This window comes from Actinopolyspora mortivallis DSM 44261 (genome assembly GCF_000384035.1).
GTDB classification, from domain to species: Bacteria; Actinomycetota; Actinomycetes; order Mycobacteriales; family Pseudonocardiaceae; genus Actinopolyspora; species Actinopolyspora mortivallis.
Window position 1 is genome coordinate 1,566,360 of the sequence record NZ_KB913024.1, and the last position, 16,834, is coordinate 1,583,193.

Annotated in this window: 18 protein-coding genes and 1 pseudogene; 10 read left to right on the plus strand and 9 right to left on the minus strand. The window is 68.4% G+C overall.

Going from position 1 to position 16,834, the window contains the following annotated elements; all coding sequences use genetic code 11:
* Positions 1–3 precede the first annotated feature (3 nt).
* Positions 4–2,103, minus strand: coding sequence for a tetratricopeptide repeat protein (locus ACTMO_RS20670; protein ID WP_157062832.1), 2,100 nt, complete (start codon positions 2,101–2,103; stop codon positions 4–6).
* Between the two features lie 448 nt (positions 2,104–2,551).
* On the opposite strand from ACTMO_RS20670, the gene ACTMO_RS22885 reads away from it, so the two are divergent.
* Positions 2,552–2,692, plus strand: coding sequence for a hypothetical protein (locus ACTMO_RS22885; protein ID WP_019854075.1), 141 nt, complete (start codon positions 2,552–2,554; stop codon positions 2,690–2,692).
* Positions 2,693–2,889: 197 nt separating this feature from the next.
* Positions 2,890–3,138, plus strand: coding sequence for an SGNH/GDSL hydrolase family protein (locus tag ACTMO_RS0107570; protein WP_019854076.1), 249 nt, complete (start codon positions 2,890–2,892; stop codon positions 3,136–3,138).
* Positions 3,139–3,412: 274 nt separating this feature from the next.
* Here ACTMO_RS0107570 and ACTMO_RS21955 read toward each other — a convergent pair whose 3' ends face one another.
* Positions 3,413–3,820 carry a peptidoglycan-binding domain-containing protein gene (locus ACTMO_RS21955; RefSeq protein ID WP_245556073.1) on the minus strand — a complete coding sequence of 136 codons (408 nt, stop codon included), beginning with the start codon at positions 3,818–3,820 and terminating at the stop codon, positions 3,413–3,415.
* 684 nt (positions 3,821–4,504) lie between these two features.
* On the opposite strand from ACTMO_RS21955, the gene ACTMO_RS21960 reads away from it, so the two are divergent.
* Both ACTMO_RS21960 and ACTMO_RS21690 read left to right on the plus strand, forming a co-directional pair.
* Complete coding sequence (locus ACTMO_RS21960; protein WP_169509051.1) at positions 4,505–5,239, plus strand: DUF4328 domain-containing protein; 735 nt, start codon at positions 4,505–4,507, stop codon at positions 5,237–5,239.
* Between the two features lie 212 nt (positions 5,240–5,451).
* A pseudogene (locus ACTMO_RS21690) lies at positions 5,452–6,611 on the plus strand (alpha-hydroxy-acid oxidizing protein).
* A gap of 95 nt (positions 6,612–6,706) precedes the next feature.
* Here the strand turns inward: ACTMO_RS21690 and ACTMO_RS0107590 are convergent.
* Positions 6,707–7,957 (minus strand): hypothetical protein, encoded by a 1,251-nt coding sequence (locus ACTMO_RS0107590; protein ID WP_019854079.1) that lies wholly within the window; start codon positions 7,955–7,957, stop codon positions 6,707–6,709.
* 474 nt (positions 7,958–8,431) lie between these two features.
* Between ACTMO_RS0107590 and ACTMO_RS23880 the strand changes: the two genes are divergently transcribed.
* On the plus strand, positions 8,432–8,563 hold the full coding sequence (locus tag ACTMO_RS23880; RefSeq protein WP_281167486.1) for a hypothetical protein: 132 nt from the start codon (positions 8,432–8,434) through the stop codon (positions 8,561–8,563).
* A gap of 58 nt (positions 8,564–8,621) precedes the next feature.
* Here the strand turns inward: ACTMO_RS23880 and ACTMO_RS0107600 are convergent, their stop codons facing one another.
* Both ACTMO_RS0107600 and ACTMO_RS0107605 read right to left on the minus strand, forming a co-directional pair.
* The gene (locus ACTMO_RS0107600) at positions 8,622–9,512 is read right to left on the minus strand and encodes an MBL fold metallo-hydrolase (protein WP_019854081.1); all 891 of its coding nucleotides are present in this window, start codon (positions 9,510–9,512) and stop codon (positions 8,622–8,624) included.
* A gap of 47 nt (positions 9,513–9,559) precedes the next feature.
* Complete coding sequence (locus ACTMO_RS0107605; RefSeq protein WP_019854082.1) at positions 9,560–9,805, minus strand: RNA-binding S4 domain-containing protein; 246 nt, start codon at positions 9,803–9,805, stop codon at positions 9,560–9,562.
* A 383-nt stretch (positions 9,806–10,188) separates the two neighbouring features.
* Between ACTMO_RS0107605 and ACTMO_RS0107610 the strand changes: the two genes are divergently transcribed.
* Together ACTMO_RS0107610 and ACTMO_RS0107615 are read left to right on the plus strand one after the other, a co-directional pair.
* A complete protein-coding gene (locus ACTMO_RS0107610) occupies positions 10,189–11,490 on the plus strand; it encodes a S8 family serine peptidase (protein WP_019854083.1) in 1,302 nt (433 codons plus the stop codon).
* A 127-nt stretch (positions 11,491–11,617) separates the two neighbouring features.
* Positions 11,618–11,833 carry a hypothetical protein gene (locus ACTMO_RS0107615; protein WP_019854084.1) on the plus strand — a complete coding sequence of 72 codons (216 nt, stop codon included), beginning with the start codon at positions 11,618–11,620 and terminating at the stop codon, positions 11,831–11,833.
* Between the two features lie 64 nt (positions 11,834–11,897).
* Here ACTMO_RS0107615 and ACTMO_RS0107620 read toward each other — a convergent pair whose 3' ends face one another.
* The 3 genes from ACTMO_RS0107620 to ACTMO_RS0107630 all read right to left on the minus strand — a co-directional run bounded on the left by ACTMO_RS0107620 (position 11,898) and on the right by ACTMO_RS0107630 (position 14,013).
* Entirely contained in the window at positions 11,898–13,100 is a 1,203-nt protein-coding gene (locus tag ACTMO_RS0107620) for a site-2 protease family protein (RefSeq protein WP_019854085.1), read from the minus strand.
* Between the two features lie 129 nt (positions 13,101–13,229).
* Positions 13,230–13,568, minus strand: a complete 339-nt coding sequence (locus tag ACTMO_RS0107625) for a DUF202 domain-containing protein (protein WP_019854086.1) — start codon at positions 13,566–13,568, stop codon at positions 13,230–13,232.
* 55 nt (positions 13,569–13,623) lie between these two features.
* Positions 13,624–14,013: a YidH family protein gene (locus ACTMO_RS0107630; RefSeq protein ID WP_019854087.1), complete on the minus strand. Its 390-nt coding sequence runs from the start codon at positions 14,011–14,013 to the stop codon at positions 13,624–13,626.
* Between the two features lie 204 nt (positions 14,014–14,217).
* On the opposite strand from ACTMO_RS0107630, the gene ACTMO_RS0107635 reads away from it, so the two are divergent.
* From ACTMO_RS0107635 to ACTMO_RS20690, 3 genes are all read left to right on the plus strand, one after another.
* Entirely contained in the window at positions 14,218–14,634 is a 417-nt protein-coding gene (locus ACTMO_RS0107635; RefSeq protein WP_019854088.1) for a DUF2267 domain-containing protein, read from the plus strand.
* Positions 14,635–14,723: 89 nt separating this feature from the next.
* Positions 14,724–15,005: a hypothetical protein gene (locus ACTMO_RS0107640; protein WP_019854089.1), complete on the plus strand. Its 282-nt coding sequence runs from the start codon at positions 14,724–14,726 to the stop codon at positions 15,003–15,005.
* 2 nt (positions 15,006–15,007) lie between these two features.
* On the plus strand, positions 15,008–15,994 hold the full coding sequence (locus ACTMO_RS20690) for a TIGR03557 family F420-dependent LLM class oxidoreductase (RefSeq protein ID WP_033401510.1): 987 nt from the start codon (positions 15,008–15,010) through the stop codon (positions 15,992–15,994).
* Positions 15,995–16,019: 25 nt separating this feature from the next.
* On the opposite strand, the gene ACTMO_RS0107650 is transcribed toward ACTMO_RS20690, so the two are convergent.
* Positions 16,020–16,475 carry an STAS domain-containing protein gene (locus ACTMO_RS0107650; protein ID WP_019854091.1) on the minus strand — a complete coding sequence of 152 codons (456 nt, stop codon included), beginning with the start codon at positions 16,473–16,475 and terminating at the stop codon, positions 16,020–16,022.
* Between the last annotated feature and the right edge of the window lie 359 nt (positions 16,476–16,834).

A 16,834-nucleotide genomic window follows, 5' to 3' on the forward strand; every position in this document is an offset into this window, starting at 1 on the left:
GGCTCAGCCGTACCTCCGTTCGCTTCGCCAGGACGTGTCCGCGGGGCCACGGGCGAGCTCGTTCCCGTTTGGGGGTCTCCGCTCCGCAGCGGTAGGGGAGGAGTCCTCCTGCGGCTGCTCCGTTCGGTCCCGGTGTCGCCACGCCGTTGCGGGCTCTCCCCGCAGCGCGGCGAGTTCCCCCAGTTCACCGAGTGCCTCGACCTGGGAGGTGGACGAGCCCGACTCCCGCGCCGCCGCCAACGCCTCGGTCAGACAGGTCTCGGCACCGACGAACTCACCACGGCGCAGGTGCAGCTTCCCTCGTTCGATCAGGACACGGGCACGTCCGGGGTGCTCATCGAGCTCGTTCAACAGGGTGAGTGCCCGGTCCAGGCTGGTGGCGGCTTCGGCGTAGTGCCCCGTTTCGGAGAGCAGCACGCCGATGCGTCGGTGGCACAGGGCGATGCCGTGCCGGTCGCCGGTGTTCTCGTTCAGGCGTAGAGCCCGGCGGACGTAGTGCAGGGCCAGCTCATGGTCCCCACCACCGTGGGCGGCCTCGGCGAGGTGGGACAGGGCCGTGGAGATGCCGGCGCGGTCGAACGCGGACTCGGCCAGCCGCAGCGCCGGGGTGCAGACGTCGAGCACTCTCCGGAAGTGTCCGAGTTCGAGGTGGGCGGCACCGAGACGACAACGCAGGCGTGCTTCGGCTCGGGAGTGGCCGACCCCGTTCGCCGCCGCGACACCGATGCGGTGCGTGGCGATCCGGGCGCGGTGGTACCGCCGGTGATCGAGAAAACCTCCGAGCGCCTCGCACAACTGCCAGACCTGCTGCTGCCATCCCCACCGGTGGGCCACGTGGAGCACGGCGGTGAGGTTGGCGTGTTCACGGTCGAACCACGCGAGTGCCTCGGCAGCCCCGCAGCGCTCGGGGTTTCGCGAGCTCGGTGCGTGGGAGGGACCGAACCGCCGACGTCGCGGGGTGAGGACCAGGTCGGCTTCGGTGGCGCGAGTCAGGTACCAGCACACGATGTGCCACAGGGTTTCCGTGCGGGGCCCGGTGGTGGCGGCGTGCTCGTCGATGGCCCGGGTGTGGGTGAGCACACGCTCGTGGAACCGGTAGCGCTCTCCGGTGTGCTCGAGCAGATGCGCGCGAGTGAGTTCCTCCAGAGCCGGGCAGTGATCTATTCCGGTGAGTTCGGCCAGGTGCCGTACCAGTTCCGTGGGAAGGCCGGTCCCGGGATGTCGGGACAGGATCCGGTGGAGTGCCGCCGCTCCGGCGGAGAGCCGTCGATGACGAAGGTCGAGAACGGCGGTCACGTGGTGTTCCGCCCACCGATCCTCGGAGGTGGAGCGGTTGCCCTCCACGTGTGGGAGTGCGGTCCGGCGTTCTTCCGCACTCCACGGTGGCCGTTCGTCCGGCCAACCGGCGAGCACGGCCAGGGCCAGGGGAAGGCCGCCGCCCGGCACCGTCTGTTCGCCGGGCGTTTCGGGATGCTTCGGTGGGAAGTGTTGCCCGAGGGTACCGGAGAGCACGCGCAGACTTTCCCGATCGTCCAGAGGGGACGGTTCGAGGAAGCGTGCTCCGTCGTGGGCCAGTCCGCTCAGCCGCTCCGTACTGGTGACCAACAGGGCTGCGTCGGGGGAACGGGGCAGCAGGGGGCGCACCTGGGCTGCGGAGGCGGCGTTGTCCACGAGCACGACCAGGGACCTTCCCTCGGTCAGGCAGCGATAGCGTCGCAGCCGTTCCCCGACGTCCGGCGGTATCCCGCTGGGCGGGACCCCCAGGGCACACAGCAGACTTCCGAGGATCTCGGCCGCCGGGCGCGGAGTGTCCGGACAGGGGCCGTGGCCTTCGACGAACAACCGCCCGTCGGGGAAGTGAGCTCGCCGTCGGTGCGACCAGCGCAGGGCCAGCGCTGTTTTCCCGATCCCGTCGGGGCCGCTGACCACGGCGAGCAGCGGCCCCGACGTGGTCTCCCGCCACTGGTCGAGCGTGGCGAGTTCCGCGTCCCGGCCCACTAACGGACCGGGGTCGGGGGGAAGCCACGGAGGAGGCGGTGCCGGCAGGAAACCGCAGCGTTGGGGAATCGTCTGCGAGACCGTTTCGTGGTGGCTCGTGACCATCGGGATCCGACCGGAGGGGCACTCGTGGGTGACGTGGCCGGGTGCGGAATCATCCCGGATTTCGGGTGGGTGTTCCCCGGAGGTTGCTGTTCCCCGCCCTGGCGGCACTCCCGCCTCCCGCCGTGTGTTCGATGAACCGTCCTCGACGACCGCGCCGTCCGCCTTGTCGTGGGTAGTACCGGCGGAGCGTGCGAACAAGGATCTCGCCCGGCGAGTCCGTGAAACACCGAGTCGTGTGGTTCCCTCCGAGCGCTTTTCCCACCTCGACGGTCCGAACGACGGAACTCGCCATGTGGGCGTTCGTGCATCACCCACGGCGGGGGGCTCGGCCTCGCCGGAGTGGGTGTCCCGGGGAGCCGTTGCTCCTTTCGGGAAGATCGCCTTGTCGGTGGATGTGGCCGGGTGCTGGGATGCGCTTTCCAGCAGTCGATCACGACAGAGGGATCTCATGACGCGAACGCGGAATCCGCTCCTGTCCCGGGAACACCGCTCACTGTCCCCGTTCGTCCTGGTCACGGCCCTGGCCGTGATGCTGGTGCCGGCGCCGGTCGTGACGGCCGGAAACGAGTCCTCCGGTGGTCATCCCTGATGTGTGGCCGACTGGGCGGCCAGCCCGGTTCGAGGGGAGGAGGTGCCCGGTTCCGACTGCCCCGCCGGGAAGGGACTGCGGGGACAGACCGTGCGCAACGCGGTGCTGACCAGTATGGGAGGCGTCCGAAACGCAACGGTGGCCCTGCCCACCCGCAGCGGTTCGGTGGCGAGCACCACGACACGATCAGCTGTTGGATGGGAATCAGCGGCAACCGGTTGTTGACCGAACGGGCCGGCAATCCCTACCCCGGAGTCGCCGGGCTCGACAGGGTGGACCGGGAGGTGTTCGGCCGGAGCGGTGTGGAGACGGTGATCCCGCTGGAGGGCATCAACGACGTCTCCGAGGACGCCACGGCCGAGCAACTCGTCCGCGGATACGAGCGTCTGGTTCGCCGTGCCCACGCACACGGAGTACGGGTGCTCGGCGGCACCCTCACTTCCTAGTACGACAGCGGGGACGGTCCGCATCCCGGCGCCGCCGGGGCCCGGGCGGTGGCCGAGGCGGTGGAACTGTCCCAACCGCGTCCCCGAGCGCCCCGGTGAGCGGACCAGCGGGACAGACGGTGTATCACTCCGCCGAACACACCGGTGCGGAAGCGGGAACAGCCCGTTTCCGCACCGGAGGCACGGAGTCCCAACGGTCGGAATCAGCGGTTCGGTGAACGTTGACTCCCGTGTTCGACACGGTCCGAGAGGGATCCTCCGCAGCGGGCCCGTCTCACCAGTCCCGCGGGTTGCAGCCGGTGGCGGTCAGCCAGAGCATGTTCTTCCGCGTGTTCGGCCCGTACACGCCGTCCACGGCGATCCCGGCCGAACGCTGGACATCCATCACGGCGGAGCGTGTCGCCGGTCCGTAGATGCCGTCCTCGGCCAGGCTCTGGCCGTTGCACTCGTTCAGGGACACCTGCAGGGCGCGCACGGCGTTGTTGGAGATCCCCTGGGAGAGCAGGCAGTCCCACGAGTCGCCGGAGGAAGCCGGAAGGTACTGGAACACCTTCGTGCAGGTGGGCAGTGCCGTGGTGGTGTCGGTGGATGCCGTGGCGGCGGGAGCGACGGTGACGCTCATGGCCCCGGCCGCCGCGAAAACCCCCAGAGTGGCCATGAATCTCTTTATTCTTTTCTGCATGTGCTCCATGATCACACGTTCTTCCCCGGTCGGGACCTTCGTGGCGTGAACACGCCAGTCCCCCGGGGACATCGGCAAGTCGGTGCGCCCGGTCCGGTTTCCCGGCGGAGGGAACGGTGGTTCCGGAGCACGTCTGAGCCAGCCGGGCACTGTGGAGTGGTGTCCGGCTTTCCGGCGCGGTGGCGGGGTGCTCGCCGTCGAGTGGCTACGTACCCGAGGAGTTACCGTTGACGCCGGCCACGCTGACGGAGGGGTGCTGGCCCGCTCGTGAGAAGCCGATGTTCACCGGTGTCGCGGTGAACAGGACAGGGGCGAGAGACGCGAAGCCCTTGTGAGTCGGCAACAGGACGGTTCCGTTCTCGATCCCCCGGTGTCGGGCACGGAGGGGAAGGCCGCTGCCCGCGTTCCGTAAATCGGGTGACCGAGGTGATCCCGGCCGGATAGGTTCTACGGCGTTTTTGTCCCCGTGTCGTGTTGGGAGAGTTCGTGTCCTGTTCGAGATGCGGTGCGATCGTGTCGGCCTGGGAGGGGACGTGTCCCGGGTGCGGCTGCCCGTTGGGTGGGCCGGGGTTGGTGCCGGGACAGTCAGCGGGAGCCGCGAGTTCGCCTCCGAGCGGCTCCGTGGGGCGGACGGGCGCGGTCCCGCACTCGGTTCCCCTCGGTTCGACCCCCCGGAACGGAGAGTTGAAACAGGTCCGTGGTCTCGGCTTGGCCACCGCCTGGCTGTTGGGGGTGCTCGCGGGGCTGTTCACACTCCAGATTCCACTGCGGGCGTGGGGCTACCACCTGTACCAGGGGCTGTTGGATCCGGACTCGGACATCTACCCGTCCGACGTGACCCCGTTCGAGATCGCCGAGTTCGTCTCACTCTGCCTGATCGCCGCGGTGTTCCTGGCGACGGCCGTCGTGTTCCTGGTGTGGTTGTTCCGGGTTCGGGCGAACGCGGAACGACTGGGTACGGTCAAGCAGCGCCGTGCCAAGGGGTGGCTCATCGCCGGATGGATCGTTCCGGTGGTCAACTTCTGGTTTCCGAAGCAGATCGTGACCGACATCTGGCGTGCCAGCCAGCCGGACAACCGGGTCTCCGCCGGAGGCGAGGGGGCGAGGGGATCGTTTCGGGGAACCGGTCTGCTGTGGGCGTGGTGGCTGTTGTGGTGGGCTCATCTCCTCGCGGACAGGGTGAGCAAGATCCAGGAGATGGCCTACACCGGACCCGGACGGGGTGTGGGGTCGCTGGATCCGCTCGACGTCACCCGGTTGTACCGGGACTGGACCGTCTCGGGGATGCTCCTTTCCCCGATCAGCGTGGCCGCCGCCGTACTGGCCCTGCTGGTGGTGCTGCGCATCACGAAATGGCAGCAACAGCACCACGCTCCCCACGACGGACGAATCGGCGCCGTCGCGTTCGCCGGTTACTGAGGTGGTCCCGGGGAGCCGGACAGCACCGGTTCCCCGCTCCGGAGCCTCCGTCCGTGGCGGAGGCGAACGCGCGAGTTCGGAGGAGTTTCCTCCCGGCGCCGTGTGTCGGACGAGGATCACGAAGGCAGACGTCCGGCCGACTCCCTACTATGCTGCCGAACAACCCGACAGGGTTTCGTTTCCGGCCGGCTCGCGTGGAAGGGCAGACGAGGATGACACGCTACGGCGACTACCAGACCGAGATCTACGCGGGCGGACTCGCGGGAGAACTCCCGGCGCATCCGGTCGACTTCCCCTCTCTCGAACGCAAGGCCGCCGAAGTGCTTCCCAGCTGGATCCACTCCTATGTGGCCGGTGGAGCCGGGGACGAACACACTCAGCGCCTCAACGTCACAGAGTTCCATCGGTGGGGACTGGTGCCGCGGATGCTCAACGGTGCCCATGACCGTGACCTGTCCGTCGAGCTGTTCGGACTCACTCTGCCGCACCCCTGTTCCTGTCCCCTGTCGGAGTGCTGGGTATCTGTGCCCAGGACTTCCACGGTGACCTGGCCACGGCGCGGGCCTGCGCCCGCACCGGGGTGCCCCTGACCGTCTCCACCCTCACCCAGGACCCGCTGGAGGAGGTGGCCACCGAACTCGGTGAAACCCCCGGATTCTTCCAGCTCTACACCCCAGACGACCGTGATCTCGCCCTGAGCCTGATCCACCGTGCCGAGAACGCCGGATACCGCGCACTGATCGTCACCGTGGACACCTGGGTGACCGGCTGGCGCCCCCGTGACCTGAACACGGCCAACTTCCCACAGCTGCGTGGCTACTGCCTGGCCAACTACACCAGTGACCCGGTCTTTCGCTGTCGTCTTCCGGGGGCTCCCGAGGAGCATCCCTCCTCGGTGGTGGGGGAATGGGTCAACGTCTTCGGCCGTTCCCTCGGTTGGCAGGACCTCGACTGGATTCGCGAGGCCACCGACCTGCCCGTCCTGCTCAAGGGAATCCAGCATCCCGACGACGTACGTCGCGCCAGGGACCACGGCGTCGACGGAATCCACTGCTCCAACCACGGTGGCAGGCAGGCCAACGGGGGGATCCCCGCGCTGCGGATGCTGCCCGAGATCGTCGAGGCCGCCGAGGAGCTGCCCGTGCTGTTCGACTCCGGGGTGCGCAGCGGAACCGACGTGGTCAAGGCCCTCGCGCTCGGGGCCACGGCCGTCGGGATCGGCAGACCCTACGCCTACGCCCTGGCCGTGGGAGGGGAGCACGGCGTGGTGCACCAGTCGCGTTCCCTGTTGGCCGAGGCCGATCTGCTCATGGCCGTGGACGGCTACCCGGATCTGGCCGCGTTGCGCCGGGAGGGACTGCGTCGGCTCTGAAGCACCTCGGCGGGCCGGTCTCTTCGTGCGGGGCCTCCGGTGGGTGGGACACCCCGGGACGGCGTCGAGGCCTCCCGGGGTGTCCGGGGAAGGGCTCAGCGCGGGTGCCCGATCCCGGCGGCGGGCTCACCGCGACCGAAGTGGTTGCCCGAGGCCCACATGTGCATCCACTTCTCGTTCTCCTGTCGGTAGGCGTTGCCCTGCTTGTTGACCTCGACCGGTTTCGAGTCGTGGTAGAACCAGTTCTCGTTGATGTCGCACCGGTCGGCGGGTATGCCGCGGATCGCGACGGCCTCCTGCGGCCTGGTGTTCGGATGAACGTCGTGGGTGAACTGGAACGTGTTGTGGTGAATGTTGATCGTTCCCCCGGCGACCTCGCCGGAACCGTTGTTCTGGCTCAGCCCGTGCATGTCGAAGGCGTGGCTGATGGGGTGAGGCCCCACCAGGTTGTAGCGGGCGGTGTAGCCGTTGCTCTCGTATCCGAATCCCGCGATCGAGTGCCGGTTGTAGTCGAAGTAGTTCCACTCGATCACGGACTCACCGTTGTACAGGTTCACCCCGTAGCCGAAGTGCTCCATGGGGTTGTTGTGGATGCTGCTGTGATCCACTCGCGCGGAGACCGGGTAGTTCCGTGCGCCCACGGAGATCGCGGCGTGCGTGAAACCGTACATCTGGCAGTTGTCCACGCGGCAGTTGTCCCCGAGGAAGTGGATTCCACCGATCAGATAGTGCTTGTACTCCTCGTGGTCGGCAGGGTCGCCCACGTTGCCCTCGGGATCCCAGTAGTTGGCCAGGCGGGGGCCCTGGATGCGCAGTCCGGTGAACCGGACCCGGTCACCCCGGGTCTGGAACATGGGCAGGGGAACGTCCGCCTGCGGGTTGTGGTCCCGGGTGGTGTAGATCAGCCCGCCCAGGCTGCCGTTGTTGCCACGTCCCCCGGACAGGATGACTCCGGAGGCGATGGACAGGGTGTTCTCGGCGCCGGTCATGTCGATCCGTGCGTCGTCCCTGACACGGATGATGTCGCCGTCGCCGGCCTGCTCCAGAGCGTTCTTCAGACCGTCGAAGTCGCTGACGTAGAAGGAGGGGGTGTCACCGGGACTGGAGTGGTAGGTCTTGCCGCCACCCTGTTTCAGGTCCACCGGTGCCGGGTCGGGAAGGGTGTCCACCGCCAGCGTTCCGGCGGTCCGCCGGGCCGTGGAACGAGTCGAGGCCGCGGCTGTTCCCGTCGCCGTTCCCGCCACGGCGAGTCCCGCCGCACCCACCGTGCCGAGTTTCAGGAAATTCCTTCGCCCGAGGGAACCCTCGTCGGGTCTTCCGGGGCCTTTCGACTCGTCGAATCTCATGAGCGAATCCTCCGTGCGGCGGTTCGGTTGCCGATTTCGTGAATTCCGGCAGGGATCCTCGGAGATACGTCGAGAGCGAGTCAACACCGTTTCCGGAACGGGAACGGAATGGAAAATTCTCCTCGTCATGTCGGTTTCGTTCGGGGGAAGGAACCCTGATACGTCCGAGGGAGCGAGTTGCTACTTCCGGGGGAGTCATTGTCCTCGCGGAAGAGGGGAACTCGAAAGGATTTTTACGAAAAGGCGGGTCGGTGGTGACAACCGGGCGGAGCGAGCCGGGACGGGGCGGGCCGTTCGTTTCCCGGACTTCGGAGAGCTTCGACAACGATGCGGGAACCTTCCGGCTCGTTCCGGCGTGTCGCTGTCGCACGTCCCCGCTCCGCGCGAGCGAGTTCCGCCGGAATCCGGGACACTCGGTTCGGCCCGGAAACCGGGAGAAGGGGGAGATCACTGAGGGGACTGCTTTCACTGCTGGTGTTCGCGCTGCTGTTGTGGTGGGTGGCGGAATCCCCGCAGGAGGCCGCCGCGGCGGCGCAGCACGGGCTGACGATGCTGCGCCGCGTCGCCGAGTCGGTACGGACCTTCCTGGAGACGACGATCTCCTGAACTCCGCCCGCTCGACGGCACTCGCTCTCCCGTCACACGGGAGGGCCGAGGTTTCCGTTCAGAGGCTGACGGCGATGTGGCCTCCCGCCGAACTCAGCATGGCCCGGGCCGCCGTGGTCACGTCCGGCTCGTGACCGTGGTTCTCCGCGTGGGCCAGGCGCAGGTTGGCCGCATGGCGTTCCGGATCGTGCCACTGCGGCCAGCGTTCGCGGGCGCACAGTTCCAGTGCGGCGTGGTCGGGCTCGTCCTCGGTGGTGTGTTCCAGCAGCCACCGCAGATAGGCACGCTGTTCGGCGAGCAGTTTCTCCCCGACGGGCGGTATCGGGCCGTGGCCGGGTACGAGCGTCTCCGCTCCGAACTCACGCAGCCAGTCGAGTGCCTCGATCCACCCGCCGATGCTGCCGTGTAGGGCCAGCGGGGTGACCCCGGAGAACAGCAGGTCCCCGGCGAACAGCACACCCTCCCGCTCGTGGTGCACCACCAGGTCGCCGGCGGTGTGGGCCCGCCCCGGGACGGGATGCAGGCTCACCCGAGCGTTGCCCAGCTCCAGTGTGCGGGTGGCGGGAACCGGTTCGATCCGGGCGGGAGGAGCGATGTTCCCCCAGTCGAGTTCCCCGAGCAGTTCCGGATGCGTGTGGGGACCGCTGTGGACGTCCTCGGCCGTGCGCGGCGTGCCGTGGACGGTGCCGCCGGCGCGTTCCACCTGTCCGGCGCCGTTGGCGTGGTCCCCGTGGGCGTGGGTGAGGACGACCTCCAACGGAAGGTCGCCGGCTTCCGCCCGTACACTGTCGAGCAGGTGACGGGTGCGTGCCTCCGTGGCGCAGGTGTCCACCAGCAGCACGCGGTCGTCACCGCGGATCCAGCCGGTGTTGTTGTGGAACCAGCCTCCGGGTAGGCGCAGACAGACCGTGGCCCGCTCACCCGGGCGGATGATCTCGGGAGTGGACATGGTCCGAGTTCCTTTCGCGTGGCTGTCGTGGTTCGGAACGTCGGGGGTCAGCCCGGAACCCGCGGGCCACCCGTCTCCCCCGGTGTCGCGGTCACTCGTAGTTCCCGTCCGGACAACGAGACCTCGTCTCCCGGTACGAGCTGGCGTCCTCGGCGGGTCTCGACCTCGCCGTTGACCCGTGCCTCACCAGCCTGGATCAGGCTCTTGGCCTCGGCGCCGTGCTCGACCACCCCGGCCAGCTTCAGCAGCTGGCCCAGCCGGATGCTTCCGTCGCTGATCTCCACGTCCTCCATGTGGGGAATTGTCCCGAACCTGCTTCGTATGCGGGTGGGCGCCCCTGGTTGGAGAGGCGGAGAGATGCGAATTTATTTTGTGAAATATTCTTCCTTTTTGGGTTCGGAGCGGTTTCCCGGAGTTTCCGTCTTCGCGGAAAGTGGGCTAACTCGTGCGAATGAATTTTTCGGAACATCTCGTCGAGGGTGGATACTCGGATCCGGTGCGGGTTAGGATGCCGGATGTGGATCATGTCGGCTCGAAACCGTGCCGTGCGGGACCATGATTTTCCCGTGAGCTCGGTGTGCCGCCGTTCCGCACTGAAAAGTGTGATCGATTCGGATGGGGTCGTGTTTTTCCGATCCTTCCACCGATCCGGCCGTTCCGAAGGAGAGACGCGATCATGGACGGTTCCGCTCCGTTTCCCGGCGAGGGGGCTGCCGGAGACTCCGACGAGAACGGGGAGTCCCCGACAGGACGGTATGTCGTGGTGTTCAGTGACGAGGTGTTCGGCCGGGAGGCCGACGAGGCCGAGACGTTGCGCTCGTTGAGCGGAGCCGTCGACATCGCCAGCACCACCGACTTCGAACACGGCGCCTTGGACGTCGAACAGGCCTCCGGTGCCGAGGCGACGATGTTCACCGATCTCGGAATCGGCGTGATCAGGGCCGATCCGGAGCGTGCCCGAGGACTCAGACAGACCGCCGAGGGGGACTCCCGGATTCTCTCGGTGGAATCCGAACGCATCATGTACGCCCTGGAGAGGAGCCCGACGACCACGGGCATCTCCGAGCGTGTCCCGAACGGCGCGTGGTCCACGGTCCGTGCCGCTCCCTCCGAGTTCGAGGACACCGACGAGGCCACCTGGGGGCTGCGGGCCACAGAGGTCACGAGTTCCGCACTGACCGGTGCGGGGATCAGCGTGGCCGTGCTGGACACGGGAGTGGATCGCAACCATCCGGACTTCGCGGGTCGTGAGCTGCACGCACGGTCCTTCGTCCAGGGAGAGCGGGCCCAGGACGGCAACGGGCACGGCACCCACTGCACGGGTACGGCCTGCGGTCCGCAGCATCCGCCCGAGCCTCCGGGCAGCCGGCGTTACGGGGTGGCGGGGGAGTCCGAGATCCTGGTCGGAAAGGTTCTCGGGGACGAGGGATCCGGTTCGGAGACCGGTATCCTCGCCGCGATCAACTGGGCGGTGCGCAACGACTGCCGCATCATCTCCATGTCCCTGGGGGCCGATGTCCGTTCCGTCTCCTGGCGGTACGAGATGGTGGGACGACGTGCCCTGGCGCGGGGATCGTTGATCATCGCCGCCGCCGGAAACAACGCGAACCGCGAGGAGGAGGATCCCGGCTTCGTGGGAGTTCCCGCGAACAGCCCCTCCATCATGGCCGTGGCGGCCGTGGATCCTCGGATCGCCGTCGCGAACTTCTCGGCGCGCAGCAATCAGGTCATGGGAGGACAGGTGGACATCGCCGCCCCGGGGGTGGACGTGTACTCCACCTGGCCGTTGGACCGGCGCTACCGCACGATCTCGGGGACGAGCATGGCCACGCCACACGTGTCCGGCATCGCGGCGCTGTGGGCACAGCGAACGGGAGCGAGCGGCGAGGCGTTGTGGGCGCGGCTGATGCGTACCGCTCAGCGTCTCGAGATCCCGTCTGTGGACGTGGGGGCGGGGCTGGTCAAGGCGCCGCTGTGACATCCCTGGTGCATCCCCGCAGGACATGAGATTCGCATGGTGGAGCGCTTCGTGCGAGACGTACTCGGCCGCCTGCCCCGCCCCTCCGGGAAGCGGGTAGGGAAGTCACACCCCCGAAAGGAGGGCAGTGTCCGACAGGATCGTGGTCACTCTCGACGACGAGGGCGCGGCGGACATCGCGACCGTCTCCGAGGAGTTACGCCGCAACGGGATGCACGTGGAACAGGTACTCGAAGAGCTCGGAGTGATCACCGGTTCCTTGGGGCAGGCGGATTTCGTGGGAATCCGGGGAATCCGTGGAATCGCCTCCGTCGACACCGAGGAGACCTTCGGGATTCCCTGACCGGGGTGTCGGTGACCCGTACGGTTCCACTCGGTGGGGGTGTGGGGAAACTCCGGGAATGGTTTCAGCGGTTCCGCTCGCCCTGACCCGGGTACCACCAGTCCGCGGGGGGTTCGGTATCCGGTGGGACGGTGTTTCCGACAGCTGAGTTCTGTCGGGTGGCACGTGCCAGGCGTTCCCGAAGGATCCTTTCGATCCGGTCCGCCGGCACCATGCCCACCGGGTGCTCGTTCTCGAGGACCAGCACCGATCGGGACGTGGAACTCCCGCGACGGGCGAGCAGAGCCGTGAGTGGCTCGTCCGAGGTGGCGGAGTCGAACTTAGAGAGTGGTTGGGCGAGTTCCCGCAGTCTCGTGTGCGTACGTCGTGCCAGGGGCACGGCACGCAACTGCTCCGGGGTCACTATCCCCTCCGGCGTCCCGGTCACGGCCAGCGCCGTGTTCCCGGAAGGGTCCCCGAACTCGAAGGCGGACCACACTGTCGAGTCGGCGTCAGCGCGGATGATCCGTGACCCGGGGAGATCACGGACCCGGATTCCGGCGAGCGCGGCACTCACCCGGGCCTGCTGTTTCTCCGCTCCCGCCGCCTGGATGACGAAGAACCCCACGAGCACCGCCCAGACACCCTCGAACCCCCGAGTGAGCACGCTGACGAATCCGTAGGCGACGAGCAGGAACCCCAGCCCCGCACCGGCACGCGCGGCCCAGACCGCGGCCCGGAAGCGGTCCCCGGTGCGGGACCACAGCGCGGCACGCAGCACGCGCCCCCCGTCCAACGGGGCGGCCGGTAGCAGGTTGAACACGGCCACCACCAGGTTCAGCGCGCTCAGGTAACCGGCCACCGCGACGGTGAGCTCACCGGCCTGGACGAGGGCCAGCATCCAGGTAACCCCGGCGAAGACCACCGCGAGTGCCCCACTGGTCACGGGGCCGACCACGGCTATGAGCAGATCGCTGCGGGGGGTGGCCGCCTCTCCGCGCAGCCGAGCCATCCCACCCAGCAGCCACAGGGTGATCCCGTCCACGGGTACGCCGTTGCGCACGGCCACCACCGCATGGGCCAGCTCGTGTACCAGTATCGACACCACCAGCAGCGCCGCGGCGGCCACCCCGGCCAGCCAGTAGAGGACCTCGGCATGGCCGGGGAAGGTGCTCGGAAGCCAGTAGGAGCCGAGCAGGAACACGATCAGGCCGACGATGCCCGCCACGCTCCAGTGCAGGCCGAGACGGATACCGGCGACGTGTCCCAGCGGAATCGTGCCCGTCATAGCCGATCAACCAACTCGTCCGGAGGTCTCGCACCGCGGGGGAACCCCGCTCGGGTGCCTCCGTCCCCAGCGTCACAGCCTTCCCGTCCCGGGGCAAGCATCCGGTGGCTGGTGTGCGCACACGCGGACTCATCCGAACAGCACGTGGAGTGTGCCCAGCGCGGCCACCAGGATCGCCAGTAGCGTGAGCACGGCCGGCAGCCGCCCGTCGGGCAGCGACTGGTTCTCCGGTGGAACCTTCCGGTTACCGGCGTGGTACCGCCGCACGGCGAGACCACTGGCCACCCCGGCCGTGGGAAGCAGCACGCAGGCCGCCCCCACCGCGAGGTCCGGTCGCGTGTGGGCCACCAACCGGAGCAACACCAGGGTGCCCCCGAGAAAGGCCAGGCAGGTGCGCAACCAGGCCAGGGCGGTGCGCTCGGTCGGCAGCCCGGGAGGTCCCCGGCGTTCTTCGCCCTCTCGGGACATTCCTCGCTCCGCTCCGCGACCGTGCGTGCCGTGAGTCCGTCCACGGGAAGGTGCCTCATCTGTCCGACAGAAGCAGCAGCACCACGGCGACGAGTCCCACCACGGCGAGTCCGTAACCGAGAAAAGCACCCAGGCGGGGAGGCGGCAGCGAGCGTCCGGTGCGCAACGCGTGTTCGGTGACGGCCCAGCGGGTGAACGCCACGGCGCTGACCACGATTCCGCCGAGCAGCAACAGCACCGCCAGCACGGTGACCAACGGGGTGCGCAGCAGACCCCCCGTGTTCAGCATCTCGATCCCGACCCCGGCGGCCATCAACGCCATCGCGGTACGCAGCCAGGCGAGGAAGGTCCGCTCGTTGGCCAAGGAGAAACGCGGGTCGGGGTCGGTACCGGCCTCGTAGACCCGGCGCGGCCAGCGCCGGGTTCCGTGGGACGGCGCGGACATGACGCCATCCTAGCCGGGACGAAACCCCGGTGGTCACGACGGTGGAGGCCGTCCGCGCTCTCCGCCGGAGACAGCGGCCGAGCTGCCGAACCCCACCGGGTGCCTTCCTCCGCCGCGAGGAGCGCGAAACACCCTCGGTGGTCCGGTTGGGTGGTGCCGCTCGTTGGGTAGCCCCGGAGGGAAGGGTTCACGGAAGGGGGAGCCATGCAACACGACACCTTCATCGGCCAGGTCCAGGCACGCGCGAAACTCCCGAGCCGGGGCGCGGCCGAGGCCGTCACGCGCGCCACGCTGGAGACCCTGGGTGAAAGGATTCCGGAGCGACTCGCCGAGCACGTGGCCGCACAGCTTCCCCGGGAGATCGGTGAGCACCTGCGCCGCACCGAGGTGTTCAGCGGCACGGGAACCGGAGAGCGTTTCGACCTGGACGAGTTCCTCGAACGTGTCGGAGCCAGGGCGGGGCTGGAGAAACCCCGCGCCGTCTACTCCAGCCGCGTGGTCATGGAAGTGCTGCGCGAGGCCACTCAGGGCGGCCAGATGGACAAGGTGCGGCACGCCCTGCCCCCACAGCTGCGGGAACTGCTGGATTCCGGCAGCACCGGTGAGATGCACCCGGCCTGAGGCTCCGTCCGCGCGGCCCGCGCCGCGCTGTGGTGGGTCCCGGGCGCGACACTGTCCTACCCCGGAAGGGTTCCGGAAGGGAGCAGGTGATGAGCGAGAGCGTCGAGGTCATGCGTCTGGGTGAGCACAGCTACGCCGCCGAGGTGCACGAGGCCGGCCACACCACCGAACACCGGGTGGTGCTCGGGCAGGAGGTGTTGGACGATCTGGCACCCCCACCTCCCGAGGAGAGCACCGTGGTGGCCGAGACGGTGCGGTACCTGCTGGACCGGCGTCCCTCCACGGCGCTGCCACACGACATCGACCTGGAGGAGCTGCGGGAGGCCGACGCCGGGTTCCTCCCGGAGCTGCGCGCACGACTCGGGGGGTGAGCATGGCGCGCATCGGATACACCCTGATGACCGAACAGTCCGGGCCGCGTTCCCTGGTGGAGCACGCCGCGGCGGCCGAACGCAGCGGATTCGACTTCGAGGTGATCAGTGACCACGTCTTTCCCTGGTTGACGCCGCAGGGACACTCGCCCTACGCGTGGAGTGTGCTGGGAGCGGTGACCCAGTCGACCAGCGACATCGAGCTGATGACCTACGTGACCGCGCCGATCATGCGGTATCACCCCGTGGTGGTGGCCCAGAAGGCCGCGACGGTCGGCCTGTTGTCGGGAGACCGGTTCCTGCTCGGGCTCGGGGCCGGGGAGAACCTCAACGAGCACGTCGTCGGACGGGGCTGGCCCCCGGTGAACCTGCGGCACGAGATGCTCTCCGAGGCCATCGAGATCATTTCCGCGCTGTTCGACGGCGGCAGCGTCAACTACGTCGGGACCCACTACCGGGTGGACTCGGCCAGGCTGTGGGACCTTCCGGACCGCAGGGTCCCCATCGGAACGGCGGTTTCCGGGCCGCAGTCGGTGAACCGGTTCGCCCCGATGTCCGATGTCATGATCGCCGTGCAGCCCGACGGGCAGCTCTGCGCGGACTGGGAGCGTCGTTCCCACTGGGTGGGGGACCGCAAGATAGGGCAGCTGCCGGTCTGCTGGGACCCCGACCGCGAGGCGGCGGTGAAACGGGCTCACGAACAGTTCAGTTGGTTCGCCGGAGGGTGGAAGGTCAACGCTGAACTGCCCGGCCCGGCGGCTTTCGCCGCGGCGACACACTACGTACGTCCCGAGGACGTGGCCACGGCCATCCCGTGCGGGCCCGAGGTGGAGCCGATCGTCTCCGCGGTGTCGTCCTACCTCGACGCGGGTTTCACCGACGTGGCTCTCGTACAGGTGGGAGTCGACACCGATCCCGTCGGCTTCTTCCGGTTCGCCGAGAGAGAGTTGCTCCCCGCGCTGCGTGAGCTGGGAGGCGACGGCCGGTAGGACTGTCCACCGCTGGTGGCGGTGCTCACCGCGAGCGTTGCCGGGCAGCTTCCCGCGTCGAGGAGGCAGTCGCCTGCTCGACACTGTCCGCGTGGAGGAAGCGGTCGCCCACCTCCAGCAGGGTCAGCAGTCGGGTCACCGTGGGACTCGGCACGAGAACGAGCTCGACCCCCCGTAGACGTGCACGTGCGGCGGTCTCCAACAGTGTGATCACACCGTTGGTGTCGATGAACTCGATGTCGGAGAGGTCGAGTACCAGGGTGGCGGCCGCGCTTTCCAGGCGCCGCCGCAGGGACTCGGCGAAGGCGGTGGAGGCCGCCATGTCCAGCGTTCCGCTCGCCGAGACCACGAGCGTTCCCGCTTCGGGATGGTGATCACCGCAGCGCAGAGGTCTGTCCGGTCGCGCTCCGGGGCGGTAGGCCGGAAGGGACTCGATCTCCGGAGTGCGGGTGCTCTGCTCGGGTATGTCGAATTCGGACATGTTCTCCCCGCAATCGGGAGGGTTCGCGGGCCGCTGCTGGTGACGGATTCCCGCCGTTCGTCCGGTTCCGGGCGGTCACCGGGACAACGCGAGGTCGAACCGCGCGGAAACCGGCGGGAGGTCATCGCGGATCCGTGGGGAAACCGTGTCACCAGGATGCACCCTCCACCGCGTCGCGCAATTCGGAGGAGATCCGCGGGACCGCCGGACTCGGCCTGGCCCGTCGCTCCCACGGGTGCCCTCGTACGGAGTCCGGATGAATGTGAACAACATTCGACGACGGGCGAGATCCCCTGTGATGCGCGAGGATCGGTGCGGTGTTCCGCGGGGGTGAGAGTGTGCACGGGCCGGGTGAGGGA

Excerpts from the sequence above, each read along its gene's own strand:
- ACTMO_RS21955 (WP_245556073.1), bottom strand. The coding sequence starts at position 3,820 with ATGCAGAAAAGAATAAAGAGATTCATGGCCACTCTGGGGGTTTTCGCG.
- ACTMO_RS0107600 (WP_019854081.1), bottom strand. The coding sequence starts at position 9,512 with ATGTCCACTCCCGAGATCATCCGCCCGGGTGAGCGGGCCACGGTCTGT.
- ACTMO_RS0107590 (WP_019854079.1), bottom strand. The coding sequence starts at position 7,957 with ATGAGATTCGACGAGTCGAAAGGCCCCGGAAGACCCGACGAGGGTTCC.
- ACTMO_RS22885 (WP_019854075.1), top strand. The coding sequence starts at position 2,552 with ATGACGCGAACGCGGAATCCGCTCCTGTCCCGGGAACACCGCTCACTG.
- ACTMO_RS0107650 (WP_019854091.1), bottom strand. The coding sequence starts at position 16,475 with ATGTCCGAATTCGACATACCCGAGCAGAGCACCCGCACTCCGGAGATC.
- ACTMO_RS0107630 (WP_019854087.1), bottom strand. The coding sequence starts at position 14,013 with ATGTCCGCGCCGTCCCACGGAACCCGGCGCTGGCCGCGCCGGGTCTAC.
- ACTMO_RS0107570 (WP_019854076.1), top strand. The coding sequence starts at position 2,890 with ATGGGAATCAGCGGCAACCGGTTGTTGACCGAACGGGCCGGCAATCCC.
- ACTMO_RS20670 (WP_157062832.1), bottom strand. The coding sequence starts at position 2,103 with ATGGTCACGAGCCACCACGAAACGGTCTCGCAGACGATTCCCCAACGC.
- ACTMO_RS0107605 (WP_019854082.1), bottom strand. The coding sequence starts at position 9,805 with ATGGAGGACGTGGAGATCAGCGACGGAAGCATCCGGCTGGGCCAGCTG.
- ACTMO_RS0107625 (WP_019854086.1), bottom strand. The coding sequence starts at position 13,568 with ATGTCCCGAGAGGGCGAAGAACGCCGGGGACCTCCCGGGCTGCCGACC.
- ACTMO_RS0107640 (WP_019854089.1), top strand. The coding sequence starts at position 14,724 with ATGAGCGAGAGCGTCGAGGTCATGCGTCTGGGTGAGCACAGCTACGCC.
- ACTMO_RS0107610 (WP_019854083.1), top strand. The coding sequence starts at position 10,189 with ATGGACGGTTCCGCTCCGTTTCCCGGCGAGGGGGCTGCCGGAGACTCC.
- ACTMO_RS20690 (WP_033401510.1), top strand. The coding sequence starts at position 15,008 with ATGGCGCGCATCGGATACACCCTGATGACCGAACAGTCCGGGCCGCGT.
- ACTMO_RS0107620 (WP_019854085.1), bottom strand. The coding sequence starts at position 13,100 with ATGACGGGCACGATTCCGCTGGGACACGTCGCCGGTATCCGTCTCGGC.
- ACTMO_RS0107635 (WP_019854088.1), top strand. The coding sequence starts at position 14,218 with ATGCAACACGACACCTTCATCGGCCAGGTCCAGGCACGCGCGAAACTC.